11 protein-coding genes are annotated in these 11,495 nt (G+C 67.0%); 2 read left to right on the top strand and 9 right to left on the bottom strand.

The genetic code is table 11. The features are described 5' to 3' along the window. The first annotated feature begins 23 nt into the window (after nucleotides 1-23). A complete protein-coding gene (locus NOF53_RS08685) occupies nucleotides 24-674 on the top strand; it encodes an ACT domain-containing protein (RefSeq protein WP_255967352.1) in 651 nt (216 codons plus the stop codon). 20 nt (nucleotides 675-694) lie between these two features. On the opposite strand, the gene NOF53_RS08680 is transcribed toward NOF53_RS08685, so the two are convergent. The 9 genes from NOF53_RS08680 to NOF53_RS08640 all read right to left on the bottom strand — a co-directional run bounded on the left by NOF53_RS08680 (nucleotide 695) and on the right by NOF53_RS08640 (nucleotide 10,408). Further along, nucleotides 695-1,183 carry a GNAT family N-acetyltransferase gene (locus tag NOF53_RS08680; protein ID WP_255967350.1) on the bottom strand — a complete coding sequence of 163 codons (489 nt, stop codon included), beginning with the start codon at nucleotides 1,181-1,183 and terminating at the stop codon, nucleotides 695-697. A 57-nt stretch (nucleotides 1,184-1,240) separates the two neighbouring features. Next, on the bottom strand, nucleotides 1,241-3,331 hold the full coding sequence (ligA, locus tag NOF53_RS08675; RefSeq protein ID WP_255967348.1) for an NAD-dependent DNA ligase LigA: 2,091 nt from the start codon (nucleotides 3,329-3,331) through the stop codon (nucleotides 1,241-1,243). 41 nt (nucleotides 3,332-3,372) lie between these two features. Continuing rightward, nucleotides 3,373-4,395 carry a methionine synthase gene (locus tag NOF53_RS08670; protein ID WP_255967345.1) on the bottom strand — a complete coding sequence of 341 codons (1,023 nt, stop codon included), beginning with the start codon at nucleotides 4,393-4,395 and terminating at the stop codon, nucleotides 3,373-3,375. Beyond that, on the bottom strand, nucleotides 4,392-5,486 hold the full coding sequence (mnmA, locus tag NOF53_RS08665) for a tRNA 2-thiouridine(34) synthase MnmA (protein ID WP_255967343.1): 1,095 nt from the start codon (nucleotides 5,484-5,486) through the stop codon (nucleotides 4,392-4,394). The genes NOF53_RS08670 and mnmA overlap by 4 nt, the downstream gene beginning before the upstream one ends. Beyond that, a complete protein-coding gene (locus NOF53_RS08660; protein ID WP_255967341.1) occupies nucleotides 5,486-6,706 on the bottom strand; it encodes a cysteine desulfurase family protein in 1,221 nt (406 codons plus the stop codon). Before NOF53_RS08660 ends, mnmA begins: the two co-directional genes overlap by 1 nt. A gap of 17 nt (nucleotides 6,707-6,723) precedes the next feature. Beyond that, nucleotides 6,724-7,599, bottom strand: coding sequence for a lysophospholipid acyltransferase family protein (locus NOF53_RS08655; RefSeq protein WP_305086694.1), 876 nt, complete (start codon nucleotides 7,597-7,599; stop codon nucleotides 6,724-6,726). A 41-nt stretch (nucleotides 7,600-7,640) separates the two neighbouring features. Further along, nucleotides 7,641-8,474, bottom strand: a complete 834-nt coding sequence (locus NOF53_RS08650) for a GNAT family N-acetyltransferase (RefSeq protein ID WP_255967337.1) — start codon at nucleotides 8,472-8,474, stop codon at nucleotides 7,641-7,643. A gap of 130 nt (nucleotides 8,475-8,604) precedes the next feature. Then, nucleotides 8,605-9,561, bottom strand: a complete 957-nt coding sequence (locus NOF53_RS08645; RefSeq protein WP_255967335.1) for an electron transfer flavoprotein subunit alpha/FixB family protein — start codon at nucleotides 9,559-9,561, stop codon at nucleotides 8,605-8,607. A gap of 46 nt (nucleotides 9,562-9,607) precedes the next feature. Further along, a complete protein-coding gene (locus tag NOF53_RS08640) occupies nucleotides 9,608-10,408 on the bottom strand; it encodes an electron transfer flavoprotein subunit beta/FixA family protein (RefSeq protein WP_255967333.1) in 801 nt (266 codons plus the stop codon). 239 nt (nucleotides 10,409-10,647) lie between these two features. On the opposite strand from NOF53_RS08640, the gene NOF53_RS08635 reads away from it, so the two are divergent. Then, entirely contained in the window at nucleotides 10,648-11,475 is an 828-nt protein-coding gene (locus NOF53_RS08635; RefSeq protein WP_255967331.1) for a class I SAM-dependent methyltransferase, read from the top strand. Nucleotides 11,476-11,495: the final 20 nt, after the last annotated feature.

The raw sequence follows: 11,495 nt of genomic DNA, 5'->3' as shown, positions 1-11,495 counted from the left end.
ATCTCGTGGTGAAAGGGACGCACGTGTCGTATCTTCTTCGCGTCCAGCTCCCCGACCGACCAGGTAGCCTCGGCTCGCTCGCCGTCGCCCTCGGATCGGTGGGCGCTGACATTCTGTCGCTCGACGTGGTGGAGCGGGGTGCCGGATTCGCCATCGACGACCTCGTGGTCGATGTCGAGCCGGGATCGCTGCCCGACACCCTGATCACCGCCGCCGAGGCTCTCCCCGACGTCACCGTCGATTCCATTCGCCCCTACGCCGGAATACTCGACACCCACCGCGAACTCGAGCTGATCGATCAGGTGGCCACCGCCACGGACGACCGCCTGCAGGTCCTGGTCGACGGCGCGCCGCGCGTGCTGCGCGTCGGCTGGTCCGTGGTTGCGGACCTCGGCCCGCGGGGCGCCTACCGCGTGGTCGGCAGTTCGGGTGCTCCGGAAACCCATGCCACGGACATCCCCTGGATGCCCCTCGAGAAGCCGATGGCACTGGACGGCGAGGACGACTGGGTACCGCGGGTGTGGCGCGATATGAACACCACGCTGGCTGCGGCCCCCCTCGGAACCACCGGCCGCGTGTTGATGCTCGGCCGGCCCGGGGGGCCGGAGTTCCGTCCCTCGGAAGTCGCGCGACTGGGGTACCTCGCCGGCATCATCGCGACCGTACTGGGCTGAGGACCGGAACGCGCCCTGCCTCAAACCAGTTCGCGGACCAGCACGGTCAACTCGATACCAGGCACGGGAACCCAATTGCGTTCGGGCACAGGGACGAAGCCGTTGCGGTCGTAGATGCGCCGGGCTGCTTCCATCGAGGCCTGTGTGGACATGACGACGGCTCTGTCACCGCGGTCGTAGGCGGTGTCCAGCACGTGTCGCACCAATGCCGAGCCGACGCCGGAGCCGCGCGCGTCCGGTGAGACCGCCAGCATGCGGAATTCGAGTTCGCCCGGCTCTGCCACATCCGCGTAGGGCGATGTGGGATCCGCGATCGTGACGGAACCGACGACCTGACCGTCGATGACGGCAACCCGAACGTCCGCCTTGTCCACACGTCCCGCCGTATCGCGTAACCGGTTGGTGTACGGATCGTGTGCCTCGACGAATCCGCCGCCGACGTACGCGATCACCGTCAGGTCGCCCACGACCTCGTACTCGTCCGGGGCCACATCCCGTATTTCGATCATGTCCAGAACTATGACAGGACACCTCACGGTGCCCAAAAAACTGGAGTGAGGAACCGGTCACATCGCCGAATCGGCCACGGCCTCCGGTCCCCCTTCGAGCAGGCGCCGGAATCCGTCCTCGTCGAGAACGGGGACACCGAGTTCGACGGCCTTGTCATGCTTCGAGCCCGGTGATTCACCGACCACCACGTAGGCCGTCTTCTTCGACACCGAACCCGCCGCCTTACCGCCGCGTACCAGGATGGCTTCCTTGGCCTGATCACGCGAGTACGTCTCGAGCGATCCCGTCACCACGATCGACAGGCCTTCGAGGTTGCGCGGAATCGATTGGTCGCGTTGATCTTCCATGCGCACGCCTGCCGCGGCCCACTTCTCGACTATCTGCAGATGCCAGTCCACGCCGAACCACTCCGCGACCGCGGCGGCGATGGTGCCGCCCACGCCGTCCACTGCCGCGAGCTCTTCGACGGAACTCTCGCGGATCTTTTCGAGCGAACCGAACTCGCCGGCAAGCGCACGGGCGGCCGTCGGTCCCACATGACGGATCGACAACGCCACCAAGACCCGCCACAGTGGTTTGTCCTTCGCGGAGTCGAGGTTGTCGAGGAGCCGCCGTCCGTTGGCTGAGAGAGCCCCCGCCTTGGTCCGGAAGATCGACGTCTTCAGGAGATCGTCCTCCGTGATCGAGAACAGGTCACCCTCGTCCTCGATCGCCCCGGCCTCGAGCAGCCCCGTCGCGGCCTCGTAGCCGAGCACCTCGATGTCGAACGCGCCCCGGCCCGCGACGTGGAAGACCCGCTCCCGGAGCTGCGCGGGACAGTAGCGCTGATTGGGGCAGCGGATGTCGGCATCCCCCTCCTTGGCCGGGGCCAGGAGGGTGTTGCACTCGGGGCAGTGCGTCGGCATGACGAACTCGTGCTCGTCGCCAGTACGCACGTCGACGACGGGGCCCAGGACCTCTGGGATGACGTCACCAGCCTTGCGGATCACCACGGTGTCACCGATCAGGACACCTTTGCGCTTGACCTCGGAGCCGTTGTGCAGGGTGGCGAGTGACACGGTGGAACCGGCGACGGTGACCGGTTCCATGTAGGCGAAAGGTGTGACCCGTCCCGTCCGCCCCACATTGACCCGGATGTCGAGGAGCTTGGTGGTGGCTTCCTCGGGCGGGTATTTGTACGCGATTGCCCACCGCGGGGCTCGCGAGGTGGAACCGAGCCGGCGTTGCAGCGACATCTCGTCGACCTTCACCACCAGTCCGTCGATCTCGTGCTCGACGTCGTGCCGGTGTTCACCCCAGTACTCGACCTTCGCCACCACCGCGTCGGCGCCCACGACGCGGGAGGTGTGCGAGGAGACGGGCAGACCCCACGCGGCCAGCGCCGTGTAGGCGTCGTACTGCGAGACGGGTTCGAACCCTTCGATTCGGCCGAAACCGTGACAGATCATTCCGAGACGGCGACGGGCGGTGACCGCGGGATTCTTCTGCCGCAGCGAGCCGGCGGCGGAGTTGCGGGGATTCGCGAAGGGCGCCTTGCCCTCGTCGACGAGCGCGGCGTTGAGAGCCGCGAAATCCTCGAGCCGGAAGAACACCTCGCCGCGCACCTCGAGCAAGGCGGGAACCGGATATTCGTCTGTGCCGGTAAGCCTTTCCGGAATGTCGTCGATCGTGCGTGCGTTAAGTGTGACGTCCTCGCCCGTGCGTCCGTCACCGCGAGTGGCTGCGCGCACGAGTCGGCCGTTCTCGTACACGAGGTTGAGTGCGACGCCGTCGATTTTCACCTCGCAGAGGTAGGGCAGATCGGCACCCGCCTCCTGTTCCACACGGCTGATCCAGGTGCGCAACTCGTCGGTGGCGAAGACGTTGTCGAGACTGAGCATGCGCTCGAGGTGGTCGACGGAGGTGAAATCCGTCGCGAAGCCGCCGCCGACGAGCTGGGTCGGCGAGTCGGGGGTGCGCAGGTCCGGGTACTGGTTCTCGAGGTCGTTCAACGCTCCGAGGAGCGCATCGAACTCACCGTCGGAAATGACGGGCGCGTCGCGGACGTAATAGCGGAACTGATGCTGCCGCACTTCCTCGGCCAGTTCGTTCCACCGCTCCCGTACGTCGCCGGGGGCGGGTGTCGGGGCTTCGGTCGATTCAGTCACGTCCGAAGATTAACCGGTCGGGCCGACAGCCAACCCGCGAGTCACAGTGATTCGGGGTCGTCGGTGAATGCACTACTCACTTCACTGCACAGACGCAGGGCCTCACGACTCCACTGCTCGTCTGCTCCGGCGAGCCCACATGCCGGCGTGACAGCCACCTGGGTGCGCAGTGTCGTGCGCGGAAAACCGAGTCGGTCGATCAGCGTCACGGCCGGTGCGGCGAGGTCACGCCAGGTGGTGGGGGTCGACGGCGCCACGCTGGGGATCAATCCGAGCGCGAGCTCCTTTCCGGCGTCGAGCAGTTCCCCGATGCCGTCCAGATCGGCTGCTGTCAGCTGCGCCACGTCCAGGCCAACCGCTCGTGCCGTACTGCGCCGCAGAAGGTCGGTGGGTATTCCCGCGGCGCAGCAGTGCACCATCGTGACGCCACCGGAGCCGGTGAGAGTCGCCTCGAGCACCGCCCGGGCCTCCGGTTCGGGCAACGCGCGAACCGTCTCTAGACGGGTCCGGCCGGACAAGGTGCCGGCCAGCACCGCAGGCAACCGCGGTTCGTCGAACTGGATCAGGACCTGCGCACCGAGACGTCGGGTCACCTCGGCGGCATGCCGGGCCACACCCTCGCCCAGCGACTCCGCGAAGTCGCGCACCGCCCCCGGATCGGTGAGGACGCGGCGGCCCGTGCCGAACTCCACTTCCGCTGCCAAGGTGAGCGGTCCGACCGCTTGTACTTTCACCACATGGTCTGCGCCGACGAGACCGGCCGTCTCCCAAGCTTCTTCGAGCGCATCGAGGTCCTGGTTCAGCAGGTCGGTAGCACGCTTGGCCACCGAACCTCTCCGCGAGATCACCCGGTACGCCGTCGTGGACACGTCCAGCTGCAGATCGACGAGAAGTGCGCTTGCCCGGCCGATCATGTCTGCTCCGAGCCCCCGCGCGGGCAACTCCACCAGGTGGGGAAGCCTGCCCAGTTCACCGAGAACGATCGTGGCAGCTTCGCGTGCATCGGTTCCGGGCCACGAGCCGACGCCGGTGACGGCACCGGCCAGCGAAACAGTCTGTGTCACTGCGCGGTCGGACGGGAGTCGGTACCCGAGATCGTTCCACTGCCGAGCACGATGTCGCCCGCCGGATCGGTTCGGTAGAGAACCACTGCCTGACCCTTGGCCACACCGGTGAGGGGTTCGCGCAGCGAAATGGCGATGCCGCCGTCGACTGCCTCGGCCACGGCCTCGGCCAGGCCGCCGTGCGCGCGTACCTGAACCGTGCACTCGATCGGCGCGTCCGGCACCCGGCCCGACGTCCAGACGGCTCGTTCGGCGCTGATCGCGTGTACCTCGAGGTTGCGCGCGGAACCCACACGGACGGTGCCTGTCTCGGGCTCGATTGCCGTGACGTACCGCGGCTGCCCGTCGGCCGCCGGGCCCTGGACACCGAGGCCCTTGCGCTGGCCGATGGTAAAGCCGTGCACGCCTTCGTGTTCCGCGAGAACTTCACCCGAGTCGGCGTCGACCACACTTCCCGGGCGCACACCGATCCGCGCGCCGAGGAACGCCCGAGTGTCGCCGGAGGGGATGAAGCAGATGTCGTGGCTGTCCGGCTTGTTCGCCACCGCGAGACCTCGGTCCGCCGCCTCCGCCCGGATCTGCTCTTTCGGAGTATCGCCGACCGGGAACATCGCCCGCGCCAGCTGGTCCGCGGTGAGCACACCGAGAACGTAGGACTGGTCCTTGTCGGCATCGACGGCGCGCCGGAGCACTCCGTCGTGGAGTTGCGCGTAGTGACCCGTGGCCACCGCGTCGAACCCGAGTGCGACGGCGCGGTCCGCAAGAGCGGCAAATTTGATCTTTTCATTGCAGCGCAGGCAGGGGTTGGGTGTCTCACCCGCAGCGTAGGACGCTACGAAATCGTCGATCACGTCTTCCTTGAATCGGTCCGCGAAATCCCAGACGTAGAAGGGGATTCCGAGCACGTCCGCCGCACGCCTGGCATCACCTGCATCCTCCTTGGAGCAGCACCCACGCGATCCGGTACGCAAGGTTCCCGGTTCGGCGGACAAGGCCAGGTGCACACCGACCACGTCGTGCCCCGCGGCCACAGCCCGAGCCGCAGCGACGGCGGAGTCGACTCCGCCACTCATGGCCGCCAGTATTCGCATCAACGATTCCCTCCACGCGCTCCGACACCGGCGAGCCCCGCGGCGCGGGCTCGCTCCACTACTTGCGGCAGTGCCGCGATCAACGCTTCCACGTCCTCGGCCGTCGACGTGTGGCCCAGCGAGAACCGCAGCGAACCCCGCGCAGTGGCGGGGTCCACACCCATCGCCGTCAGGACATGGCTCGGTCGAGCCACGCCCGCCGTACACGCCGAACCGGTGGAGCACTCGATTCCCGCAGCGTCGAGCAACATCAGCAAGGAATCACCCTCACACCCGGGGAAGGTGAAGTGAGCGTTGCCGGGTAGCCGCGCAGTACCGACCGGCCCGTTCGACACGGCGTCGGGCAGGATCTCCTGCACGCGGGAGATCAGCTGGTCCCGGAGCGCGGTCAGTTCCCCGGAGCGTGCTTCGAGGTTCGAAGTGGCGTGACGCAATGCCGCTGCCATCCCGACGACACCGGCGGTGTCCGGGGTACCCGAGCGCAGGTCGCGCTCGTGCCCGCCGCCGTGTAACAGCGGAACGCAGGCCACCTGGCGTCCGAGCAGCAGTGCACCGACTCCCTGCGGACCGCCTACCTTGTGCGCGGCGATGCTGAGCGCGGAGAGGCCGCTGGCGGCGAAATCGACGGGCAGATGGGTGACGGCCTGGACCGCATCGCTGTGCATGGGAATGTCGAACTCCGCCGCGACGGCCGCGAGTTCGGCGATCGGCATGATTGTGCCGACCTCGTTGTTGGCCCACATGATCGTGACCAACGCAGTTTCGTCGGCATGACGGGCCAATTCGTCACGCAGCGTGTGCGGCGACACCCGACCGCGTTCGTCGACAGGGAGCCACGAGACCTGGGCGCCTTCGTGTGTCTCGAGCCACTCCACCGCATCGAGGACCGCATGATGTTCGACGGAACTCGCGAGAATCCGCACCCGGGCGGGGTCGGCGTCGCGGCGGGCCCAGAAGATGCCCTTGACTGCGAGGTTGTCGCTTTCGGTGCCGCCGGAGGTGAAGATCACTTCGGACGGCCGGGCCCCGAGGTCAGCCGCGATCGACTCGCGCGCCTCCTCGATGCGCCGGCGGGCGGCACGGCCCGAGCCGTGAAGCGAGGACGCGTTGCCCACAGTCGAGAAGATATCGGTCATTGCCTGGACGGCCGCGGACACCAGGGGAGTGGTCGCTGCGTGATCCAGGTAGACAGGGCGATCGGCACTGCGGGCAGAGGTCATGACCCGACCAGGATAACTCAGGCGATCAGGCGCTCTTCCCTCTCGATGCGGGGACCGGACTTCTCGGCGGGGTCCCGGGACGGATCGAGGATGTCGTGCGCTGCGAGATCGATGGGCTCGGACCCTCGCACGGCTCGTTCGCACCGGGCGGCGAGATCCCTGCGCGACTCCCCCGGATACTCGATCGGCGCCAGCCTGACTTCGGCGATGACGCCCTTGTGCCGGATGATCCGCCGAATCGACCGGCCGATCGTCTCCTCACCCACGAAGCACGGCCCGGTGGTCAGCTCTCCACCGCGCATCGTGTAGCGCAAGGAGACCGGCTGTACCGGGCACTCCGCGTCGATCGCCGCTTGAAACAGCGCCGGACGGAAGCCTCCGTACGCGCGCCCGCACCACGTCGTCCCTTCCGGAAAGGCAGCTACCCTTTCGCCGTCCCGCAGCCGCGCCGCGGTCGCGGCCACGGTGCCGGGCAGCGCGCGCAGGTCGTGCCGGTCGATCGGGACGATCCGCATCCGCCGCGCGAGCGAGCCGAGGATCGGCCAGTCGAGAAGGTCTCCCCGTGCGACGAAGCTCGCCGGGTCGAGGGCATTGAGTACCAGGACGTCGGTCCAGGAGACGTGGCCCGTCACCACCAGGATTCCGCCCTCGTGGCGCCGCTTGCCGCGGTGATCGACCACCTCGAGCCGCAGACCCACACACCGCAGCAGTACGGCCGCGTAGCGGCGTTGGAGGCCGATACGCCAAGCCCGTGGCATCACGCAACCTGCCGTCAACAGCGGCGCGGTGACCAGGGCGGAAGCCACGAGTAGCCAACGGATCGCGACGACGGCGGCCGAGACGCCCGGCGCCTCGGGTGGCAGGCAGCTACTCCCACACGGACTCGACGGCATCCAGGCGTGGACGGGAGTCGGCGTCCCGGTGGAGGTGGTGCTCACGCCTGAGCTCCGGTTTCGAGGACCGCCGATGCCGAACGCAGCCGTTCGAGGTAACGCTCGTTCGCTTGATGCAGTCCCTGCAACGCGACGAAGTCGGCGACACCAAACTCCGGGTCGTGCGCCGGCTCCCCGCACACTTTTGCGCCCAGACGCAGGTACCCCCGCAGCAACGGAGGCAGCAAGGGCCGGGCCGGTGGCTCGATCTCGTCGAGGGAACGGCCGGCGACGCGGACCGGATTGCGGGGGACGACCCTGGCCGCAGGATCGTTGCCGTACTTCTTCAGAAGCAGGTCTCGCACTCCGCGCACGTTGGAGCCGGCCGGCGCTTCCGGACTTTCCTGCATGGGCACCGACACGCAGCCCATCACCCAGTCGTAACCGGTCAACTGCAGGTAGTGGAGGATTCCAGCCCACATCAGGCTCAGTACCGAGCCGGAACGGTGTTCGGGGTCGACGCACGCCCTGCCCATTTCGACGATCCGATTGCCCCGGGGGTCCAGGGCCGAGATGTCGAACTCGGTGGCGGTGTAGTAGCCACCGGCTTGCGCGGCAGCATCCGGCGGAAGCATGCGGTAACAACCGACGAAATCGCCGGTCGCCTCATGGCGGACCAGGAGGTGATCGCAGAAATCGTCGAACCGGTCGGCCTCGAGGCCGCTGCTGGTTGCGGGAACGGAGAAACCCGGCTCCGCGGCGAACACGCGGTAACGCAACCGCTGGGCCGCCACCCGATGCTCGCGGTCGGAGGAGACGACGAGGGAATACCGGGGCGGAATTACAACAGAATCGGCGGTGTCACTCGCTGCGCGAAGAACAGACGAAGTTGTCATGGCGCAGGTTTACCGAGCAGGGGCGGCGGCGGGGCATCGACGAGGTGTCGTGTCGATGCAGCCGGGGTGAACGGTGTAGATACGACGGCGGCCCCGCCCCCCGAAGGGAACGGGGCCGCCGACAGGCAATCTAGCCCTTGTGGGTCTTGACAGCGTCGGTGAGCTGCGGAGCCACATTGAACAGGTCGCCGACGATGCCGAAGTCCGCGATCTCGAAGATCGGTGCTTCCTCGTCCTTGTTCACGGCGACGATGGTCTTCGACGTCTGCATACCTGCGCGGTGCTGGATGGCACCGGAGATACCGAGCGCGATGTACAGCTGCGGGGAAACCGTCTTACCGGTCTGACCGACCTGGAACTGCCCCGGGTAGTAACCGGAGTCCACAGCCGCACGCGACGCACCGACAGCGGCGCCGAGCGAATCGGCGAGCTCCTCGACGACGGAGAACTTGTCCGCGCTGCCGACACCACGGCCACCGGAGACGACGACGGTCGCCTCCGTGAGTTCGGGACGGTCGCCGCCGACGATCGGATCACGTGAGGTGATCTTGACGACGCCCTCTTCCTGCGCGGGAACCTCGACCTCGACCTTCTCGCCCGCACCGGCCTCCGGCTTCGCCTCGATGGCACCCGGCCGCACCGAGATGACGGGGACGTCACCGTTTGCCTTCGCCTCGACGGTGAACGCGCCACCGAAGATGGAGTGCACAGCGCTGCCGTCGGACTTCACGTCGACGGCGTCGCAGAGCAGGCCGGACCCGATCCGGGCAGCGAGACGTCCGGAGACCTCTTTGCCTTCGATGCTGGCTGCGGTGATGACCGCAGCGGGAGCAGCGGACTCGACGAGCGACGCGAGGACGTCGACCTTCGGGGTGACCAGGTAGCCGTCGATGTCGTCCGACTCGGCCACATAGATCTTCGCGGCGCCCGCCGCCGCGAGGGCGTCGGCGAGCTTGTCCGCGGTACCGGCGGGACCGGTGACCACTGCGGCCGGCTCACCGAGTGCACGAGCGGCGGTGATCAATTCGGTGCTGACCTTCTTCAGTGCACCCTCTGCGTGCTCGACGAGCACCAGTACTTCTGCCATGTCTAACTCTCCCTGTATATGTCTGCTGGTCTGTGGAGGGCGCGGATCAGATGATCTTCTGGCCAACGAGGTATGCGGCGATCTTGCTGCCGCCGTCGCCCTCGTCGACGATGCGCTCACCAGCGGTACGCGGGGGCTTGGGCGTCGAGGCGGTGACGGTGGTGCCCGCGTTCGCGACACCGACGGTCTCCGGGTCCACGCCGAGGTCGGCCAGGGTGTAGGTGATGACTTCCTTCTTCTTCGCGGCCATGATGCCCTTGAAGGAGGGGAAACGAGGCTCGTTGATCTTCTCGGTGACGCTCACGATGGCCGGCAGGTTCGCCTGGAGGCCGAACACACCCTCGTCGGTCTCACGCTCACCGGTCGCGACGCCGTCGGCGACCGTGAGCTTGCGCAGCTGCGTGAGCTGCGGGATGCCCAGGTACTCGGCGATGATTGCGGGAACCGCGCCCATCCGGCCGTCGGTGGCCTCGTTGCCGGCGATGATCAGGTCGGCGGGCTCGTCGTTCTCGAACGTGATCTGCCCCAGAGCGGCAGCAAGCGTCCACGCGGTCTGGACCGCGTCGGAACCGTGCAGTGCGGGGTCGTTGATGTGCACCGCTTTGTCGGCACCCATGGACAGGGCCTTGCGGATGGCGTCGGTGGCGCGGTCCGGACCTGCGGACAGCACGGTCACCTCGCCGCCCTGCGCCTCCTTGATGAGGAGCGCTTCCTCGACGGCGCGCTCGTTGATCTCGTCGAGCACGGCGTCGGCGGCCTCGCGGTCAAGCGTGTAGTCACCATCGGTCAGCTTGCGCTCGGACCATGTGTCGGGGACCTGCTTGATCAAAACAACGATGTTCGTCATGGGTCTTCGTCGACCTCCTGTGTGTACTTGCCTGGTTATCGCGAGTTGCTCCGCATGAGCCGAGCTCTCGTCTTCGTATGCCCTCGCACAATTGCTCTGCGACAGATTACCTCACGTTAAGTTACCCGTTGGTAACTTGCACGAAAGCCTCGTTCACCATAAGGCCGAAAACGAGTTTCAGTGCTGTGATGTGGACCACCTGGACGAGCGACCTTGCCCGTGGCACTAATCTCGCACCGGTGAGCGAATCATTTGTCGGCGACCGCGAGGACGCACCGCTGCCCCCGCTCGGGCACGAGCAATTGCCATCGACCGGAGACGAGCAACTGCCCCTCACGGGCGAGCGGACCGTACCCGGCATCCCCGAGGAGAACTACTGGTTCCGGCGTCACGAGGTGGTGTACCGCGACCTCCTCCCGCACTGCGCGGGACGCCGGGTACTCGAGGCCGGTTCCGGAGAAGGCTACGGCGCCAACATGATTGCCGATGTGGCGGCAGGCGTCACCGGACTCGACTACGACATCTCCGCCGTCGAACACGTCCGCGCGCGGTACCCTCGTGTCGAGATGCTGCACGGCAACTTGGCCGAGCTTCCCCTCGGCGATGCCTCGGTGGACACCGTCGTCAATTTCCAGGTGATCGAACACCTTTGGGATCAGGCACAGTTTCTGCGCGAGTGCTTCCGGGTGCTGACGCCCGGGGGGGAACTTCTCGTCAGCACACCCAACCGAATCACGTTCTCGCCCGGTCGCGACACACCGCTCAACCCTTTTCACACCCGTGAACTCGACGCCGCCGAGTTGACCGAACTACTCGAGGAAGCCGGGTTCACGGTGTCGCTGATGACCGGCGTCCATCACGGGGATCGGCTGAAGGCACTCGACACCAAGCACGGCGGTTCGTTCATCGGCGCCCAGATCGACCGCGCCCTGGCGGGCGAAGCGTGGCCGGCGGATCTCACCCGCGACGTCGAGGGCATCACGGTCGACGACTTCGTGCTGCACCCGGGCAACATCGACGACAGCCTCGACCTCGTGGCCGTCGCGGTAAAGGATCCTGTGCAGTGACCGATACCACAGGAGCGGGA

It is taken from the genome of Rhodococcus tibetensis (genome assembly GCF_024438035.1).
GTDB lineage: Bacteria > Actinomycetota > Actinomycetes > Mycobacteriales > Mycobacteriaceae > Rhodococcus_F > Rhodococcus_F tibetensis.
The sequence above is the reverse complement of the archived record's forward strand: the minus strand, read 5'-3'. Positions and strand labels throughout refer to the sequence as shown.

Bases quoted from the DNA above. Each gene is read 5' to 3' on its own strand.
- NOF53_RS08680 (WP_255967350.1), bottom strand. From the start codon at position 1,183: ATGATCGAAATACGGGATGTGGCCCCGGACGAGTACGAGGTCGTGGGC.
- mnmA (WP_255967343.1), bottom strand. From the start codon at position 5,486: ATGCGAATACTGGCGGCCATGAGTGGCGGAGTCGACTCCGCCGTCGCT.
- NOF53_RS08660 (WP_255967341.1), bottom strand. From the start codon at position 6,706: ATGACCTCTGCCCGCAGTGCCGATCGCCCTGTCTACCTGGATCACGCA.
- NOF53_RS08655 (WP_305086694.1), bottom strand. From the start codon at position 7,599: ATGCCGTCGAGTCCGTGTGGGAGTAGCTGCCTGCCACCCGAGGCGCCG.
- NOF53_RS08650 (WP_255967337.1), bottom strand. From the start codon at position 8,474: ATGACAACTTCGTCTGTTCTTCGCGCAGCGAGTGACACCGCCGATTCT.
- NOF53_RS08645 (WP_255967335.1), bottom strand. From the start codon at position 9,561: ATGGCAGAAGTACTGGTGCTCGTCGAGCACGCAGAGGGTGCACTGAAG.
- NOF53_RS08640 (WP_255967333.1), bottom strand. From the start codon at position 10,408: ATGACGAACATCGTTGTTTTGATCAAGCAGGTCCCCGACACATGGTCC.